The following is an 18,272-nucleotide window of genomic DNA, read 5'->3' as shown; positions in this document are numbered from 1 at the left end:
AAAAACCATTAAACATTCGTTAAATAGATTGGAAGATATTTACTATAGAGCTACTGATGTATTGAATTCCAATGGCAATTACGATAAAACCAATAATTCTAGAAATAGCAACTAAACCAGATGCTCCTAATATTCTAGATAAATAGTGAGCGCTTCTTAAAATTAAAAAAATGGTAACAGAAACACATAAAATGGCTGCACAAGTTGTTATTTTTTGAAATAATTCTGGCTGTTCTTGATACATAGCAATTAATAAAGACATGGAACCTGGTCCAGCAAGCATTGGCATAGCTAAAGGTGTTAAAGCAATGTCATTTCGTTGCATGGCATCATTAGTTACTTTTTTATTTACACCTCTTCTTTTGCTAACATTACCAGAAAGCAAACTAAAGCCTGAATTTACAATCAGTAAACCTCCAGCAATTCGTAAAGCATTTATGCTAATACCAAAAAATTGAAGCATATATTTACCTATAAAATAGGAAATGATTAGTATGATAGCTACATTAATAGCAGCCCATAATGAAATTCTAGAGCGTTCTTGTTTGCTGTCGTCTTGGGTTAAACCTACAAAAACAGGGACTGCTCCTAAAGGATTTAAAACAGAAAATAAAGCCGCAAAGACATAAATAAATAGTTCCATAGTTTTTTTGCAAAGAAACAGTTGTTTTTAAAACAACGTTTTAAAATAAAGTTATCTCAAAGTTAAAATTAAAATTTTATTTTACTAATTTTATCTAAAATATTACTTTAAAAACAAGTTAAAAAAGTACTATTATACAATTGCAATTCGAATTAATACAAACCATAAACAAATACAAATACAAATGAAAACCTTAGTCATTGGGGCTACCACTAATAAAGAACGTTACTCGTATAAAGCCATTCACAATCTTGTAGGTAAAAGCCATCAGGTAGTTGCTATAGGTGCCAAAAAAGGAATGGCATTGGATATCACTATTGAAACAGAGAAAATACCTTTTAAAGGAGTAGATACCGTTACCTTGTATATCAATCCTACTGTACAAAGAGAATATTATGATTATATCATTTCCTTACAACCAAGACGTGTTATTTTTAATCCTGGAACTGAGAATCCAGAATTTTATACACTTTTAGACGAAAATAATATTCAGTATGAAGTGGCTTGTACTTTAGTTTTGCTTGCTACGAATCAGTATTAAGCCTAAAAAGGTTAATAAGCCATTGATTAATAATAATTCGAATCCAAATTGATAATAATGATTGGATGCGAATGTAGTTGCACAATCCCATTTTGAGGTTTCACAAGTTGAAAAATCAATGGTAAAATAACTGTAAATTACGCCCCCAATACTTATAATGTAAGTTAGGATTGGAGAGGTAATTGCTATTACAGGTACCCATTTATCTTTTACTTTCATTTTGGTAAAAAGTCCAAAGGCATATAAACCCAATAAAGGACCATATGTATAACCAGCAAAAGTGAATAACTTAGAAATAACACTTGCATCTTTAATTAGGTATTTGAATGCGATAATTACAAAAATTAAAAGGAGCGAAATAAGTACATGAATTCTTTTTCTAATTGTAACTTGCTCAGCAGTATTATATTTTTTTTCGATATTTAAGATGTCTATACTAAACGAAGTAGTTAACGAGGTTAATGCGCTGTCAGCACTACTATATGCAGCAGCAATTAGTCCTAAAATGAAGAAAATAAAAATCCCAGAACCTAAATAGTTTTTTGCTAAGACTGGGAATAAATCATCTTTGTGTGCATCAATACCATTTTTTTGAGCGTAAACAGTTAATAAAAGTCCTAGACATAAAAAGATTAAGTTGACTATTGTAAGTACAATGGTAAACCAAAACATGTTTTTTTGAGCATCCTTTAATGATCTACAGGTTAAGTTTTTCTGCATCATATCTTGATCCAAACCTGTCATAACAATAGCGATAAAAGCTCCAGAAATAAATTGCTTCCAAAAATAATTTTTGGATAAAACATCTTCAAAAAAGAAGGTTTTTGATAAACTACTTTCTGAAATAAAACTAGTGATTGTTGTAGCATCTAATCCTAAGGAATCGCTTACAAAATAGATAGTCACTCCTAATGCAATAAGCATGAATAGTGTTTGTAAAGTATCTGTCCAAACTATAGTTTTAATTCCTGATTGAAAGGTATATAACCATATCAAAAGAACGGTAATTGTTACAGTTTGCCAAAATGCAATTCCCAATTCATCAAATAGAATAATTTGTAATACATTGGCCACTAAAAACAATCTAAAACTAGCTCCCACCACTCGCGATACTAAAAATAAGGAAGCTCCTGTTTTATAGGAATGATTCCCAAAACGACCTTCTAAATAGGTGTAAATTGAAGTAAGATTTAATTTGTAATACAAGGGAAGTAAAACCGTTGCAATAACAAAATAACCTACCATATAACCAAGTACCACTTGCATATAACTGAATTGAGAGCTTTCGATCCAGCCTGGAACGGATATAAAAGTTACTCCAGAAAGTGAGGCTCCAATCATTCCAAATGCTACTAAATACCAAGGAGATTGTTTGTTACCTTTAAAAAAAGAATCGTTCGTTTTTTCTTCTTTTCTTCCTATCCAAAAAGAAAAAGCAACTAATACTAAAAAATAAGACAGAATTATTGTGATAATTGTAATTGGTTTCATAATCTAGATTTGAGTAACAAAGATAATAGAATAAATAAATTATTGTAAAGACTAAGTTTTGTATTTTTGCCGTTATGGAATTGCCTTCAAAATTATTAGAAAACGCAGTAAATGAAATTGCTCAATTGCCAGGTATCGGTAAAAGGACTGCCTTGAGATTGGCTTTGCATCTATTAAGACAACCAGTTGAGCAAACCAATCAGTTGAGTTTAGCATTGGATAAAATGAGGAATGAAATACAATATTGCCAATCGTGTTATAATATTTCGGATACCTCAATTTGTTTAATTTGTTCTAACCCTAAAAGAGATATCTCCATAGTGTGTGTTGTGGAAGACGTAAGAGATGTTATGGCTATAGAGGCTACGGGATCTTTTAAAGGTGTGTATCATGTTTTGGGAGGAAAAATCAACCCTATAGAAGGGATTGGGCCTACTCAATTAAATATAAAACCATTAATTGAGAAAGTGAGTAAGGGTGGGATTAATGAGATTATTTTTGCTCTTAGTTCCACTATGGAAGGCGATACCACTAATTTTTACATTTATAAACAATTAAAGGAATTTGGAATAACAACTTCTACTATCGCAAGAGGTATTGGAATAGGAGATGAGTTAGAATATACTGACGAAGTAACTTTAGGAAGAAGCTTAATGCATCGCATTCCATTTGAACAATCAATTAAACAAGTTTAATATAATTTTAAGTACGTATCGTTATAGATTAATTCCTAAAAACTATATTTGCTATTTAAAGTGAGAAAATGAAAATTAAAAATTGTATATATCTATTTGCTTTTGCGTTGCTTTTTACTTCATGTATTCCCAATAAGGATTTAGTATACCTGCAAAAAACTGATAAAAAAGCTACTGATAATGAAGTGAAAGAAGTGGTGGCCAAGCCTTATAGGGTACAAACCAATGATATTTTAACCATAACAATTAAGGCTTTAGATCAGAAGCTAGTTGAGATGTTTAATACTTCAACCGCTCAAAATCAAAGTCAAAATCAAATTACGCCTCAAAATTTATATTTTACAGGATACAGTGTGGATGATCATGGAAATATTAGAATTCCAGTATTAGGGAATCTTAATGTTTTAGGATATACCTTAGAAGAGATTAGAGCAACTATTGAAAAGAAATTATTAGATGAATATTTTAATTCGGAAGCGAGATTGTATGTTACTGTTAAGTTAGCTGGTTTAAGATATACTATTAATGGTGAAATTACGAATCCAGGAACAAATGTATTGTATCAAGATAAAGCTACAATAATGGAAGCTATAGCTAATTCTGGTGATATTACGATGACTGGTGACCGTAAAAAAGTGCAAATTATTCGTAAATATCCTCATGGTTATGAAACTTATACTGTAGATTTAACTAAAGACACAGCGATAGATTCTCCTTATTTTTACTTACAACCCAATGATTATATTTATATTAAACCATTAAAACAAAAATCATGGGGAACAGGGACAACAGGTGTACAAACGATTAGTACTATTATTACTGCTTTGTCATTGGTTACAACCACAATTTTATTAACCCGAAATTTGTAATAAAGATGCTAGACGCAAAAGATTTTACTTTTTTTGAATCTCAATCTAATTTCGATTTTAAAGGTTTTTTTATAAAAGTAATTAGCTATTGGAAATGGTTTGTTTTGTCGTTAATTATTTCATTTGTAATTGCTTATAATGTTAATATAAGAAAAGAAAAATTATATGGGATGGAATCTTTAATCGTTGTTAAAGATGAAAACAATCCATTTTTTACTTCTAATACGAGTTTAGTTTTTAATTGGGGAGGTGTTTCTGATAAAGTCCAAACCGTTATTACCACACTTCGCTCTAGATCACATAATGAATTAGTTGTAGATAAATTAGAATATTACATTCAATATCAAACTAAAGGGAAATATTTTTACGAAGATGCCTACGGAAATGTACCGTTTTATGTAAAAATTGATAAAAATAAAGGGCAATTGGCTTTTGTTCCTATAAAAATAAAATTTATCAATGCTAGTGAATATGAATTAAGTGTTGATTTTAATGAATTTCCTTCCCGAACACTTATTCATTATGTAGATAATTCGAGAAGTCAAGTAAATTTGGATGAAACTTATTCTAGTAAAAAATTTAAAATAGACGAAGAAGTAAACTTACCTTTTGCTCATTTTAAACTGCATCTTCATTCAGATGCCAATCAATATGTAAATCAAGAATATTATTTAAGATTTGAAGACTTTAATTCTACAGTTGCCAAATATAAAAATATTGATGTAGCAGCAGATAATAAAGCACAATCTGTGATTAGTCTGCAATTAGTCGGTTCCAATAAAAACAGATTGGTTGAATATTTAAATACGACCGTAGAATTACTGAGAAAGAATGAGTTGCATAGCAAAAACCTTTTTGCTACCAATACCATTAATTTTATTGATAGTACTCTTTTGGTAATGGAAGGTCAAATTAAAGAGGCTGAAAATGAATTGAAAAATTTCCGAAAAGGGAAAAATGTTTTTGAATTAGAAGGTGGTGGAGAATTGTTAACTCAAAGAATCTCAGAATATGATATTCAAAAAGATGAAACGGTTCGAAAAATAAGATATTTAGATAATTTAAAAACGTATTTAGATAAAAGTGTTGATTTTTCTAATTTGCCAGCACCAACAGTAGCTAGTATTGAAGATCCTAATATAGTAAATAATGTTTCTAGATTAATAGAGCTATCCAAACAAAGAGCTGAATTAAATTATGCGGTAAAGAGTGGTAAAATGTTTACCGAGTTTGATGTAGAAATGGATGCCATAAAGAAAGTGCTTTTAGAGAATATTTCAAGTTCTAAAAGTGCTTTAATGATTGATTTAAATATTGTAAATAGAAATATTGCGCAAGCTGAGTCTGAAGTTAGTGTTTTACCAGAACAGCAACAAGAACATTTAAAAATCTCTAGAAAATATAATTTAAAAGATAATATTTATAGCACTTTTTTACAAAAAAGAAGTGAAGCAGAAATAGTTAAAGCTGCGAATATTTCAGATATTGATTTTATTGATCCTGCAAAAGATGTAGGAGGAGGTTTAAGAGGACCTAAAACTAGTATCAACTATATTTTAGCAACTATATTAGGTTTGCTAATTCCATTAGTGATTATTTTTGTAATTGTCTTATTAGATAATAATATTAATTTAATTGAAGATATTCAAAAATTAACTAAAATTCCTGTAATAGGGGTAATAGGTAAGAAAAATACGGATACCAATTTGTCTGTGTTTGAAAAACCTAAATCGCCTTTAGCTGAATCATTCAGAGCCATACGCTCTTCTTTACAATTTTTGTATAAAAAGCAAAACAAAGAGGGGGCTAAAATATTAATGTTGACCTCTTCTGTTAGTGGTGAAGGGAAAACGTTTTGTTCTATTAATTTAGCTACTGTCTTTGCACTTAGTGAAAAGAAAACGGTTATTGTAGGTCTCGATTTAAGAAAACCAAGGATTTTTGGTGATTTTAATATTGATAATATTATAGGTGTGGTAAATTACTTAATTGGTCAAAAGAAATTAGAAGAAGTGATTCAAAAAACACATGTACCTTATTTAGATGTTATTTCTTCAGGGCCAATACCTCCTAATCCAGCTGAACTATTGATGGGAGAGAGTATGAAAGAATTAATTGAAGAGCTAAAACAACAATACGATTATATAATCTTAGATACGCCTCCTGTAGGTTTAGTTTCAGATGCTTTGGAATTAGCGCATTTTTGTGATGCTACTTTGTATGTTACCAGACAAGGATTTACCAAAAAAGGAATGTTGTCTGTTGTAAATGAAAAACATAAACGAGGAGAACTACAAAATATAAGTATTCTGTTTAATGGTTTTCAAAATAAAGCAAAATATGGCTATGGTTACGGTTATGGTTACGGTTATGGTATATATGGTGAAGGGTATCACGATGAATTACAAGAACCAAAAGGATGGCGAAAAATGTTGAAAAGAAAAAAAATAAATAAATAAAGTAAGAATAATTTGATACGTAATAAGAAAATATTAATTACAGGAGGAGCTGGATTTATTGGTTCAAATTTGTGTAATTATTTTTTGAGTAAAGATAATACTGTAATTTGTTTAGATAATTTTGCAACAGGTCACAAACATAATATAGCGCCTTTTCTATCAAATCCTAACTTTACTTTGATTGAAGGAGATATTCGAAACTTTGAAGAGTGTAAAAAAGCAACAGCAGGAGTTGACTATGTTCTACATCAAGCGGCATTAGGTAGTGTTCCAAGATCGATTGCTGATCCCATCACTTCTAATGATGTAAATGTAACTGGTTTTTTAAACATGTTGATGGCTTCAAAAGAAGCTAAAGTAAAACGATTTATCTATGCTGCAAGTTCTTCAACTTATGGAGACTCTGAATCATTGCCAAAAGTTGAGGAAGTTATAGGAAAACCTTTATCTCCTTATGCAATTACTAAATATGTGAACGAGTTATATGCAGATGTGTTTTCAAAGACCTATGGAATAGAAACAATAGGGCTACGCTATTTTAATGTTTTTGGAAGAAATCAAGACCCAAATGGAGCCTATGCAGCAGTAATTCCTAAATTTGTAAAGCAATTGATAAATTTAGAAAGCCCTGTTATTAATGGTGATGGAAATTACTCCAGAGATTTTACCTATATCGATAATGTAGTTCAAATGAATGAATTAGCAATGTTGGTTGAGGATAAAGCAGCTGTAAATACCGTCTATAATACAGCTTGTGGTGATCGAACCACACTAAATGAATTGGTGTACTATTTAAAAGAATATTTATCGCAATATAATCAAGAGATTAAAAATGTAAGCGTTTTGCATGGAGCAAATAGAGTAGGAGATATTCCACATTCGCTTGCAAGTATTGAAAAAGCAAAGAGACTTTTAGGTTATCAGCCTAAATATCAATTAAAAGAAGGATTAAGAGAATCTGTAAATTGGTATTGGGAAAATTTAAAATAAATTATGATTAAAAATATTTGTTGTATTGGAGCAGGGTATGTTGGAGGACCTACCATGGCAGTAATAGCTCAAAAATGTCCTCATATAAAAGTAACTGTAGTAGATTTAAATCAAGATAGAATTAATGCTTGGAATGATTTAGACCTTAGTAAGTTGCCAGTATATGAACCTGGATTAGATAAAGTGGTAGAAGAAGCAAGAGGGAGAAATTTATTTTTTTCTACAGACGTTGATAAGGCGATAGATGAAGCAGAAATGATTTTTATTTCCGTAAATACACCTACAAAAACATATGGTATTGGTAAAGGAATGGCAGCAGATTTAAAATATATTGAATTATGTGCCCGACAAATTGCAAGAGTAGCTAAAACGGATAAGATTGTAGTAGAAAAATCAACCTTACCCGTTCGAACGGCTCAAGCAATTAAAGATATTTTAGATCATACAGGAAACAGTGTTAATTTTCAAATTTTATCCAATCCTGAATTCTTAGCTGAGGGTACTGCGATTGAAGATTTATTTTCTCCAGATAGGGTTTTAATTGGAGGCGATACTTCTTCTGAAGGTGAAAAAGCAATAAACAGTTTAGTTGAGGTTTATGCAAATTGGGTGTCTAGAGATAAAATTCTAACCACAAATGTTTGGTCATCTGAATTATCAAAATTAACAGCAAATGCATTTTTAGCACAACGTGTTTCTTCTATCAATGCCATGAGTGAGTTATGTGAAAAAACGGGTGCAGATGTTAATGAAGTTGCAAAAGCAATTGGTATGGATAGTCGTATTGGGTCAAAATTTTTAAAAGCTTCTGTTGGTTTTGGAGGTTCTTGTTTTCAAAAAGATATTTTAAATTTAGTATATATTGCAAAGTCATATGGTTTAAATGAAGTAGCTGATTATTGGGAGCAAGTGATTATAATGAATGATCATCAAAAGAGACGCTTTTCAAAAAATATTATTAGCACTCTTTATAATACTGTCTCGGGAAAAAAAATAGCTTTTCTAGGTTGGGCTTTTAAAAAAGATACCAATGATACTCGTGAATCTGCTGCTATATATGTAGCTGATGATTTGATCAGCGAACAGGCTCTAGTTGCTGTTTACGATCCTCAAGTTCAAGAAAAACAAATACTCTCAGATTTAAATTATTTAGAAACGAGAACTGAAAAAGAGAATGATAAGTATATTTTTGTTGCTTCCAATCCTTATGTTGCTGTTGAAAATTCCCATGCAATTGCAATTTTAACAGAATGGGATGAATTTAAAGGATATGATTGGCAAAAAATATATGATAGTATGTTGAAACCAGCATTTGTATTTGACGGAAGAAATTTATTAAATAAAGAACAATTAGAAAGTATAGGTTTTATTTATCAATCTATTGGATCATAAATTATGGAAGATAAAATTGCTATTATAGGATTAGGATATGTAGGTTTACCACTAGCTAGACTGTTTGCCACTCAATTTTCAGTTATTGGTTTTGATATTAACGAGAATAGAATACAAGAACTAAATAAAGGGATTGACTCTACTTTAGAAGTTGAAAATGACGTTTTGAAAAAAGTGCTATTATCAGAAAATACTAGTGAAATTGGTCTTTTCTGTTCAAATAAGTTAGAAGATATAAAAGAGTGTAATTATTTTATAGTCACGGTTCCTACACCTGTAGATAAGCATAATAGACCAGATTTAACACCTTTGTATAAGGCTAGTGAAACTGTTGCTAAAGTTTTAAAAAAAGGAGACATAGTGATATATGAATCTACTGTTTATCCTGGAGTTACTGAAGAAGAATGCGTTCCTGTGTTAGAACGAGTTTCTGGTCTCACATTTAACAAAGATTTTTTCGCAGGATATTCCCCTGAAAGAATTAATCCTGGAGACAAAGAGCATACGGTTGAAAAAATTTTAAAAATTACTTCTGGCTCAACTCCTGATATTGGTAAAAAAGTAGACGAATTATATAAAAAAGTTATTCTTGCTGGAACTCATTTAGCGCCAACAATTAAAGTAGCTGAAGCTGCTAAAGTGATTGAAAATTCTCAAAGAGATATCAATATTGCTTTTGTTAATGAATTAGCTAAAATTTTCAATTTACTTGAAATTGATACTCACGCTGTACTAGAAGCAGCAGGTACTAAATGGAATTTCTTGCCATTTAAACCGGGTTTAGTTGGTGGTCATTGCATAGGTGTAGACCCTTACTATCTTGCCCAAAAAGCACAAGAAAAAGGATATCATCCCGAAATTATTCTAGCAGGTAGACGATTAAATGATTCTATGGGTGAGTATGTTGCTTCTCAAATAGTGAAATTGATGATTAAGAAAGGAATAAGTGTTAATAAGGCTTCGGTATTAATGTTAGGAATTACTTTTAAAGAAAATTGTCCAGATGTTAGGAATACTAAGATAGTAGATGTAATTGCCTCTTTACAAGAATATGGTGTTAATGTTACTACTTATGATCCTTGGGCTAATCCCGTTGAAGTGGAACACGAGTATAAAATAGAAAGTACTACTAAATTGTCTTCTGAAAAATATGATGCAATCGTTTTAGGAGTCTCTCACAAAGAATTTTTAACGATTGATTTAGAAGCCCATTTAAAAGAAAATGGAATTGTTTATGATGTAAAAGGAATTCTTGGAAATAAAGCGACCAGTAGATTATAACTAAAATAGAATGAGTCAATTAAAAAAGGGTGCAATTTTATCTTACGGTACAATATTTTTAACAAATGCCCTAGGTTTAGTATTAACACCTTTTATTATTAGGAAGTTAGGGAATTCTGAATATGGATTGTATACTTTAGTTGGCTCATTGATTGCTTATATTAGTATATTAGATTTTGGTTTAAATAACACTATAGTAAGATTTGTAGCTAAATATAGAGCTCAAAATGATTTAAAAAAAGAAGAGAATTTTTTAGCTACTACAATGTTAATTTATGCTTTTATATCATTAATTATTTTATTAGTAGGCATTGGCTTTTATTATAATATTCACTCTTTTTTTAATAAATTATCGACTATTGAATTAGCAAAAGCAAAAAAATTATTTGCTATATTAATTTTTAATTTGACTATTACTTTACCTGGAGGAACGTTTAATGCAATTTGTTCTGCCTATGAAAAGTTTGTTTTTCCAAGAGCACTAACTTTAATAAAATACTTAGTTAGAGCTCTTTTGATTTTTACAATTTTAATGTTAAATGCTGATTCACTAGGATTAGTAATTTTAGATACGATACTTAATTGTGTTTTTATTACCATAAGTGCTTTCTATGTTTTTAAATTTTTAAAAGTTAAAATTAAATTACATGAATTAAGTGGTTATGCTATAAAGAATATTTTTTCATACTCCATATGGATTTTTGTTTATGCTATAGCAAGTCAATTTCAATGGCAATCTGGACAAATTGTTTTAGGCGCAATATCTGGAACAAAGTTTATTGCGATATATAGTGTAGGTGTTTTGTTGGGGTCTTATTATGCTACTTTTTCATCTGCTATTTCTGGACTTTTTATTCCAAAAGCCGTTAAAATGATTGCAAATAATAATTCTGAGAAAGAACTTACAGATACTATGATTTTGGTTGGAAGACTATGTATGTACATTCTATTTCTTATTTTTGGAGGTTTTTTGCTTTTCGGAAAAAATTTTATTGAATTATGGGTTGGTGAAACTTATTTTGATTCATGGTTAATAGCAATCATAATTATGATAGGTTATACAATTCCCTTGATACAAATTTTTGGGAACTCCATTTTGGAAGCCAAAGGGAAGTATTCTTTTAAAGCAATATTAAATTTAATTTTTCTTTCTTTAGGTGTCTTGTTAGGAATATTTTTGACAAGATTTAATCCAACAATTGGAATGATTTTCGGAATTTGTTTTTGTTGGATTATGAGTCAAATTATTCTTAATTATTATTATATAAAAGTAATTCGATTAGATATAAAAAGATTTTTTATAGAACTATTTAAGAGAATGATTTATGTGTTTCCTTTAATTCTACTTATAACTAGCTTTCTTAATATCATTAATGGAATAAATTGGATTATCTTAGGAATTAAAATTTTATTTTATGTAATTGTCTATTTAATAATGGTTTATAAGTTTAGTTTTAATGAATATGAATTAAATTTAGTGAACGGTTTATTCAAAAAGTTTAAAATAAATAAAAATGAATAATTTTAAAGAAAGATTTAAAAATAAAGTTTATGCTTTTTTATTTTGGCAAACATCTTTTGGTGAGTATTTAAATAAAATGTATGATCTTTCTCTTTTTTTTAAATATTCGTTCAAACTAAGTAAGACCAATTCGAAACAAAATAAAGTTGCTTCTCTGACAAAAAATTATCACATTGTAGAAAAGGGTTTAGCCTTACCACATACTCGTACAGAATTTGGTCAACAAAAAATAATAAAATTAATTCAGGATGCAACTTTGTTTATAGAAGAATATGGGAATGAATCTTTGATTTTAGCTATAAAAAATTGTTTGTCAGAATATTATGAGTTTAATAAAAGAAGTGGCGTAAATTTAGACACAGATTATTTTAGAACGATAGCAATATTTATTTCGACCGAATTTTCAGAAGAAAAAATAGGTGGTACAAAGACAATTACCAAAGAAGAAATTGCAAACGCTACAAATTTTGACTTTGAAAATTTTATAAAGGCAAGATCCAGTATTAGAGATTTTGATATTTCTGAATTAGATGTTGAAAAAGTAGAAAAGGCTATCGATTTAGCTAGATTTACTCCGTCTGTTTGTAATAGACAATCATGGAAAGCTCATTTGTTTACGAAAAAAAAAGATGTATTAAAAGTTTTGGCTTTTCAAAATGGACATGGTGGTTTTAAAGAAGTAATACAGGGTGTTATTGTCGTTACTACAGATATTAGAATGTTTACGAAATTAGAAACAAATCAGGTATTTGTAGATGGAGGATTATTTGCTATGAATGTTATCAATGCTTTGCATTTTTATGGAATTGGAACATGTCCATTAAATACATGTATGCCTTTTGTGGATGAAAAAAAACTCAAGAGAACTGCAAAAATTGAAGAAAGTGAACGCGTTATTATGATGATTGCAATAGGAAGTATCAAAGAAGTTTTTAAAGTCGCTATCTCAAAAAGAAGGGATTTAAATCAAATATTAATCAATCATTAATAAGTATTTATGTCTTTAAAGGTAAAAACAATTACTTGTCATGAGGTTTATAATTATGGAGCTGTTTTACAAGAATATGCTTTGCTAAATTATTTAGAATCTTTAGGGTATGATGCAGAGGCTATCCACTATAAGCCTGATTATTTAAGTGGGCATTTTAAATTATGGGTTGTTTCAAATCCTAAGTTTAATAAGAATATTTTTTTAAAAATAATTTATTTGTTTTTAAAATTACCAGCTCGAATTTATAAGTTACAAAAGAAAAGAAGATTTGATATTTTTTCAAAAAAGCATCTGAATGTTGGAAAAACTCTTTATAAAGATAATCAACAGTTAAAAGCAAATCCACCATTAGCTGATATTTATATTTGTGGTAGTGATCAAATTTGGAATTCTTTTTTTCAAAATGGAAAAGACCCTGCTTTTTATTTAGATTTTGTTTCAGATTCCAAAATTAAAATTTCTTACGCAGCTAGTTTTGCTACAGACTCCATTTCCACTGAACTAAAAGCTTTTGTAAAAGAAAAAGTAAGTCGTTTAAATCATATTTCTGTAAGAGAAACTTCTGGGAAAAGAATTTTACAAGATTTAGGAATTCATGAAGTGACACAAGTATTAGATCCCGTTTTTCTACTGGAAGATTCTCATTGGATTAAAGAATTTGTTAGTGTAAAAGAAGATTCCTATGTCTTTGTTTATGATTTTGATAATAATGCATTAATTCAAAAAATAGCTAAAGAAATGGCTCTAAAATTACGATGTAAGATATATGCAATCAATGAAAATATAAATTATGCTGATAAAAACTTTTATTTACATGACCCTAAAACATTTTTATCATTAATGTACAATGCTAAATTTGTAATAACTAATTCATTTCATTCGGTCGCATTTTCATTGATTTTTAATAAGCAATTTATTGTTGTTAATAGAACAGATGCTATCAATACTAGAATGAGAGATTTATTAGACTTATTTAATTTATCACATTTGTTAGTTTCAAATGATTTTGATTGTAATCAATTTAAACCCATAGAATTTCATGAAATTAATCGTTTAAGAAATGAGGCTGTTAAAAAATCTAAAGATTTTTTAATCAAAGCAATGACAACTTAATTTTATGAGAAAACTTTTATACATCACAAATGGAATTAAGGGAGCTGGAGGACTTGAAAGGGTTTTGTCTGTTAAAGCTAGTTATTTAGCTGAAAAATTAAATTATGATGTACATATAGTAGTCTTGAATAATAATCAAGATTCTTTTTTTTATAATTTTAGTGATAAAATTAAAATTCATGATATAAAAGCAATTGGTTCAGTATTTTCTTTCTACAATAGTTATACAAAAGGGATTAAAGAGGTTGTCAAAAAGGTGCAACCCCATGTGATTTGTGTTTGCGATGATGGGTTAAAAGGTTTTTTTATACCTATATTGCTGTCAAAAAAATATCCAATTATTTATGAAAGACATGCTTCTATTTTACACAATACTTCCTCAAGAAAATTTGGAAAATTAAAACAATCATTCATGCGTTTTTTAGGTAGTACCTTTTCTAAATTCGTAGTGCTAACTTCTTCAAATGAAAAAGAATGGTCGCTTAAAAACTCTCAAATCATTCCTAATCCTTTAAGTTTTTATCCCCAAGAGTCTAGCTCACTTACACATAAGAAAATGGTAGTGGTTGGTACACACTCTTACAATAAAGGATATGACTTACTTTTACAAGTTTGGAAAAATATAGTTTTAAAATTTCCAGAATGGAATTTAAGTATTTATGGTAAAATTGATTCTAATAAGACATTTATACAATTAGCAAAAGAGCTAAATATAGATACCTCTGTTTCTTTTTATGATCCTATTTCAAACATACAAGAGGTATATTTAAACGCTTCCTTATTAATATTACCTTCTAGAACAGAAGGTTTTGGAATGGTATTAATTGAAGCGATGTCTTGTGGCCTACCCTGTGTTGCTTTTGACTGCCCTAGTGGACCAAGAGATATTATAAAAACAAATGAAGATGGTATTTTAGTGAGCCCCGAAAATGTATCGGAAATGACAGAAAAAATAATTTTTTTAATCCAAAATGAAGAAAAGTTGAAGCAAATGGGAGCACAAGCTAAAATAAATGTAAAGCGGTATTTGCCAGATCAGATTATGTTGAAATGGGATCAACTTTTTAAGGACTTAATCCCATGAAAATAGTTTTTACAACAGATCAGGTTTATTTACATGGAGGTATTGAAAAAGTAATGGCTACCAAGGCTAATTATTTTGCTGATGTTTTAGGTTATGAAGTATATGTTATAACAACGGAACAAAAGGGAAATAAACCTTGCTATTCATTTTCTGAAAAAGTGAAATTTATTGATTTAGAAATTAACTATATAAGGACAAAAAGTTATTTCAGTCGTTTTAATTTAAAAAAAATACCACAGCATTTTTTAAAATGGAGTAAGGCAATTAAAAAAATAAACCCCGATTTTATCATTGTATGTAATCTTGCATTTGATTATTATTGGACTCCTTTTTTTTATCGAAAAATAAACAAAATAAAAGAGTTTCATGCTTCTCGATTTTATTCTTCAATAGAGCGAAAGAAAAAAAAGGGAATGCGAAAACTACCTTTTATAATTAATGATTTTATTGAATCTAAATATGATGTTTTAGTACTGTTGAATAAAGATGAAGAGCAATTTTACAATAGTAATAACCTTATTGTTATACCTAATCCAATTAACACTACTAATCAAAAAACAGCTGATTTAGTAAATTTGAAAGCAATTGCAGCGGGAAGAATTGCTCCTGTAAAAGGTTTTGAAAAAGCTATAGCAGTTTGGAAAATTGTTGTTTCTGAATGTCCAGAATGGAAATTAGATATTTTTGGTCAAGGAGAAACAGACTATATTGAAGGACTTCAAATGCTAATTCGGAAAAATAATTTACAACATAACGTGTTTATTCACGATGCGGTTTCAGATTTGCATGAAAGAATGCTGGATTATTCTTTTTATTTAATGACATCTAAAACAGAATGCTTTCCTATGATTTTATTAGAGGCTATGTCGTTAGGATTACCACTGCTTTCTTTTGATTGTCCTTATGGTCCCAGAAATATTATTACTAATAAAAAAGATGGTTTTCTTGTGGAGGATCAAAATGTGACGCGACTAGCTGAAAGCTGTATAAATATAATTTCAGATTTGGATTTACGTTGTAAAATGGGACATCAAGCTAAAGAAAATGTGGTCGTTTTTGGAGTTGCAAATGTCATGCAACGCTGGATTGATTTGTTCCATTTTATGAGTAAATGATAATTTTTCATAAAGATAAGTTTGTAACTATTCTCTTTTTTAATCCTATTTTAAAAATTATATTTGCTGAAATAACTAAATTTTAGTTTGCTTGATAGATTTTATTCCAATAGAACTTTATACACCCTTATTTTATTACTTTAATTTTATTTTAGTAATACTATTATTTGCTAAGAATTTTTCTAAAGTTCAACTCCAATATTCTTCAAAAACTGGAGTTTTTATTGTGATAATTATTTTGCTTTACATTGGGCTAAGACCCTTGGATAAAGGCTACATGGGTGATACAGGTGCTTATTTAAAAGTGTTTAATAAGTTTGCAGACGGCTCCATAAGTACGTTTTATGAAAATGAATATGGTTTTATGTTACTTATGAAATATTCGGCACTGTATTTAAATGAGGTTTTCTTCTTTTTAATATGTTCCTTTATTTACGTTTTTTTGCATTATTTAGTGGCTAAAAAATTGTTTCAGGAATATTGGTATTTCGGTTTTATTGTTTTAGTGAGTTCATTTTCATTTTGGGCCTATGGAACTAATGGAATAAGAAATGGATTAGGTGCTGCCATTTTATTATATGCATTTACCTTTGATAATAATAAAATTTGGGCTATTTCGATTGCTATATTGGCCGTTTTTTTTCACAAATCGATGCTTTTACCAGTGTTAGCTTATATTTTAACATTTATATATAATACTAGAGTAAGTTATCTTCGGGTTTGGTTTCTCTGTATTCCACTCTCTTTAATTGCTGGAGGTTCTTTTGAGATTTTATTTGCTTCTCTAGGTTTTGGAGATGAGAGAATTAGTTACTTAACTGATGGGAATGTCAATGGGGATGAATTTGCTTATAGTGGTTTTAGATGGGATTTTTTATTATATAGTGCATCAGCTGTATATGCAGGATGGTATTTTATTGTAAAAAAGAATTTTGATGATAAATTATATCATCGATTATTTAATGTATATCTTTTGTCAAATGCTTTTTGGATATTAGTAATTCGTGCAAACTTTAGTAATAGATTTGCTTATTTGTCTTGGTTTATGATGGGTGTAATTATTATTTATCCCTTTTTAAAAAAACAAATGCTATTCAATCAGACAAGAAAAGCAGCTATCGTTTTACTTTTTTATTTTATGTTTACTTTTTTACTAAATGTCGTTTTAGCTTAATTTTATGAACCAGATTATTCCAAAAATAACCGTATTTACGCCGAGCTATAATAGAGCCTATTGTCTGAGTCAAGTTTATGAAAGTCTGCTTAGACAAACTTGTAAGGACTTTATTTGGTTAATTATCGATGATGGTTCGTCTGATGGCACAAAAGAGCTTGTTGCCTCTTGGATAAATGAAAATAAAATTACTATTCAATATGTTTTTCAATTGAATCAAGGGATGCACGGGGCATATAATACGGCTTATGAGACCATTCAAACGGAACTTAATGTGTGTATTGATTCAGATGATTATTTAACAGATAATTGTATTGAAAAAATAATCCTATTTTGGGAAAAGTATGGAAGTAATAAGTATGCAGGAATTGTAGGTTTAGATGCAACTAAAGACGGTAAAGTATTAGGTAAAGAAATGCCTAAAAATAGAAAGAGTGCTACATTAGAAGATTTATATTATAAATATAAAATTAATGGAGATAAAAAATTAGTTTATCGAACTGAAATAGTCAAAAAATATCCAAAATATCCTATTTTTGAAGGGGAAAGTTTTGTGCCCCTTGGAAGTTTGTATCTTCAAATAGATAAAGATTATGAATTACTCTGTTTAAATGAAGTTCTTTGTATAGTAGAATATTTAGAAGATGGTTCCTCACTTAATATTTTTAAACAATATGTTCGACATCCTAAAGGATTTCGCTATGCAAGACTAATAGAAATGCAGTTTTCAAATTATTTTAAAATACGATGGAAAGCTGCCATTCATTATGTTTCATGTAACCTCTTTTTAAAGCAGTATAATTTTTTTAAAAATAATCCTTATTTTATAAATACTTTTTTTGCAATTCCTTTTGGAATACTTTTAAATCTATATATAAAATATCGTAATAAAAATTAATTCTAATTTACTAA

At 29.1% G+C, this 18,272-nt stretch carries 16 protein-coding genes; 14 read left to right on the top strand and 2 right to left on the bottom strand.

Annotated features, from left to right (window positions below; translation table 11 throughout):
• Nucleotides 1-19: 19 nt before the first annotated feature.
• Nucleotides 20-643 (bottom strand): MarC family NAAT transporter, encoded by a 624-nt coding sequence (locus NHF47_RS15535; RefSeq protein WP_252765800.1) that lies wholly within the window; start codon nucleotides 641-643, stop codon nucleotides 20-22.
• 184 nt (nucleotides 644-827) lie between these two features.
• On the opposite strand from NHF47_RS15535, the gene NHF47_RS15530 reads away from it, so the two are divergent.
• A complete protein-coding gene (locus NHF47_RS15530) occupies nucleotides 828-1,184 on the top strand; it encodes a CoA-binding protein (RefSeq protein ID WP_252765799.1) in 357 nt (118 codons plus the stop codon).
• Here NHF47_RS15530 and NHF47_RS15525 read toward each other — a convergent pair.
• A complete protein-coding gene (locus NHF47_RS15525) occupies nucleotides 1,155-2,675 on the bottom strand; it encodes a sodium:solute symporter (RefSeq protein ID WP_252765798.1) in 1,521 nt (506 codons plus the stop codon). The genes NHF47_RS15530 and NHF47_RS15525 overlap by 30 nt on opposite strands.
• A gap of 74 nt (nucleotides 2,676-2,749) precedes the next feature.
• On the opposite strand from NHF47_RS15525, the gene recR reads away from it, so the two are divergent.
• The 13 genes from recR to NHF47_RS15460 all read left to right on the top strand — a co-directional run bounded on the left by recR (nucleotide 2,750) and on the right by NHF47_RS15460 (nucleotide 18,258).
• On the top strand, nucleotides 2,750-3,370 hold the full coding sequence (gene recR / locus NHF47_RS15520; RefSeq protein ID WP_252765797.1) for a recombination mediator RecR: 621 nt from the start codon (nucleotides 2,750-2,752) through the stop codon (nucleotides 3,368-3,370).
• Between the two features lie 68 nt (nucleotides 3,371-3,438).
• Entirely contained in the window at nucleotides 3,439-4,239 is an 801-nt protein-coding gene (locus tag NHF47_RS15515; RefSeq protein WP_252765796.1) for a polysaccharide biosynthesis/export family protein, read from the top strand.
• A gap of 5 nt (nucleotides 4,240-4,244) precedes the next feature.
• Nucleotides 4,245-6,698, top strand: coding sequence for an exopolysaccharide transport family protein (locus NHF47_RS15510; RefSeq protein ID WP_252765795.1), 2,454 nt, complete (start codon nucleotides 4,245-4,247; stop codon nucleotides 6,696-6,698).
• A gap of 12 nt (nucleotides 6,699-6,710) precedes the next feature.
• Complete coding sequence (locus NHF47_RS15505; protein WP_252765794.1) at nucleotides 6,711-7,688, top strand: SDR family oxidoreductase; 978 nt, start codon at nucleotides 6,711-6,713, stop codon at nucleotides 7,686-7,688.
• Nucleotides 7,689-9,080 (top strand): UDP-glucose 6-dehydrogenase, encoded by a 1,392-nt coding sequence (locus tag NHF47_RS15500; protein WP_252766111.1) that lies wholly within the window; start codon nucleotides 7,689-7,691, stop codon nucleotides 9,078-9,080. It begins immediately after the preceding gene.
• Between the two features lie 3 nt (nucleotides 9,081-9,083).
• On the top strand, nucleotides 9,084-10,361 hold the full coding sequence (locus tag NHF47_RS15495; RefSeq protein WP_252765793.1) for a nucleotide sugar dehydrogenase: 1,278 nt from the start codon (nucleotides 9,084-9,086) through the stop codon (nucleotides 10,359-10,361).
• A 10-nt stretch (nucleotides 10,362-10,371) separates the two neighbouring features.
• On the top strand, nucleotides 10,372-11,883 hold the full coding sequence (locus NHF47_RS15490; RefSeq protein ID WP_252765792.1) for a lipopolysaccharide biosynthesis protein: 1,512 nt from the start codon (nucleotides 10,372-10,374) through the stop codon (nucleotides 11,881-11,883).
• Nucleotides 11,876-12,871 (top strand): nitroreductase family protein, encoded by a 996-nt coding sequence (locus tag NHF47_RS15485; protein WP_252765791.1) that lies wholly within the window; start codon nucleotides 11,876-11,878, stop codon nucleotides 12,869-12,871. Before NHF47_RS15490 ends, NHF47_RS15485 begins: the two co-directional genes overlap by 8 nt.
• A gap of 9 nt (nucleotides 12,872-12,880) precedes the next feature.
• Nucleotides 12,881-13,987, top strand: a complete 1,107-nt coding sequence (locus tag NHF47_RS15480) for a polysaccharide pyruvyl transferase family protein (protein WP_252765790.1) — start codon at nucleotides 12,881-12,883, stop codon at nucleotides 13,985-13,987.
• A gap of 4 nt (nucleotides 13,988-13,991) precedes the next feature.
• Nucleotides 13,992-15,071 carry a glycosyltransferase family 4 protein gene (locus tag NHF47_RS15475; protein WP_252765789.1) on the top strand — a complete coding sequence of 360 codons (1,080 nt, stop codon included), beginning with the start codon at nucleotides 13,992-13,994 and terminating at the stop codon, nucleotides 15,069-15,071.
• Nucleotides 15,068-16,186 (top strand): glycosyltransferase, encoded by a 1,119-nt coding sequence (locus NHF47_RS15470; protein WP_252765788.1) that lies wholly within the window; start codon nucleotides 15,068-15,070, stop codon nucleotides 16,184-16,186. Before NHF47_RS15475 ends, NHF47_RS15470 begins: the two co-directional genes overlap by 4 nt.
• A gap of 226 nt (nucleotides 16,187-16,412) precedes the next feature.
• Entirely contained in the window at nucleotides 16,413-17,360 is a 948-nt protein-coding gene (locus tag NHF47_RS15465) for an EpsG family protein (RefSeq protein WP_290800202.1), read from the top strand.
• A 4-nt stretch (nucleotides 17,361-17,364) separates the two neighbouring features.
• A complete protein-coding gene (locus NHF47_RS15460; protein WP_252765786.1) occupies nucleotides 17,365-18,258 on the top strand; it encodes a glycosyltransferase family 2 protein in 894 nt (297 codons plus the stop codon).
• Nucleotides 18,259-18,272 lie beyond the last annotated feature (14 nt).

Origin of the sequence: Flavobacterium sp. NRK F7 (assembly GCF_024054195.1) — a bacterium.
Taxonomy (GTDB): Bacteria; Bacteroidota; Bacteroidia; order Flavobacteriales; family Flavobacteriaceae; genus Flavobacterium.
Note: the sequence above shows the minus strand (reverse complement) of the source record. Positions and strands in the feature narration are given on the sequence as shown.

Excerpts from the sequence above, each read along its gene's own strand:
- NHF47_RS15530 (WP_252765799.1), top strand. The coding sequence starts at position 828 with ATGAAAACCTTAGTCATTGGGGCTACCACTAATAAAGAACGTTACTCG.
- NHF47_RS15490 (WP_252765792.1), top strand. The coding sequence starts at position 10,372 with ATGAGTCAATTAAAAAAGGGTGCAATTTTATCTTACGGTACAATATTT.
- NHF47_RS15460 (WP_252765786.1), top strand. The coding sequence starts at position 17,365 with ATGAACCAGATTATTCCAAAAATAACCGTATTTACGCCGAGCTATAAT.
- recR (WP_252765797.1), top strand. The coding sequence starts at position 2,750 with ATGGAATTGCCTTCAAAATTATTAGAAAACGCAGTAAATGAAATTGCT.
- NHF47_RS15525 (WP_252765798.1), bottom strand. The coding sequence starts at position 2,675 with ATGAAACCAATTACAATTATCACAATAATTCTGTCTTATTTTTTAGTA.
- NHF47_RS15485 (WP_252765791.1), top strand. The coding sequence starts at position 11,876 with ATGAATAATTTTAAAGAAAGATTTAAAAATAAAGTTTATGCTTTTTTA.
- NHF47_RS15475 (WP_252765789.1), top strand. The coding sequence starts at position 13,992 with ATGAGAAAACTTTTATACATCACAAATGGAATTAAGGGAGCTGGAGGA.
- NHF47_RS15535 (WP_252765800.1), bottom strand. The coding sequence starts at position 643 with ATGGAACTATTTATTTATGTCTTTGCGGCTTTATTTTCTGTTTTAAAT.
- NHF47_RS15495 (WP_252765793.1), top strand. The coding sequence starts at position 9,084 with ATGGAAGATAAAATTGCTATTATAGGATTAGGATATGTAGGTTTACCA.
- NHF47_RS15470 (WP_252765788.1), top strand. The coding sequence starts at position 15,068 with ATGAAAATAGTTTTTACAACAGATCAGGTTTATTTACATGGAGGTATT.
- NHF47_RS15515 (WP_252765796.1), top strand. The coding sequence starts at position 3,439 with ATGAAAATTAAAAATTGTATATATCTATTTGCTTTTGCGTTGCTTTTT.
- NHF47_RS15510 (WP_252765795.1), top strand. The coding sequence starts at position 4,245 with ATGCTAGACGCAAAAGATTTTACTTTTTTTGAATCTCAATCTAATTTC.
- NHF47_RS15480 (WP_252765790.1), top strand. The coding sequence starts at position 12,881 with ATGTCTTTAAAGGTAAAAACAATTACTTGTCATGAGGTTTATAATTAT.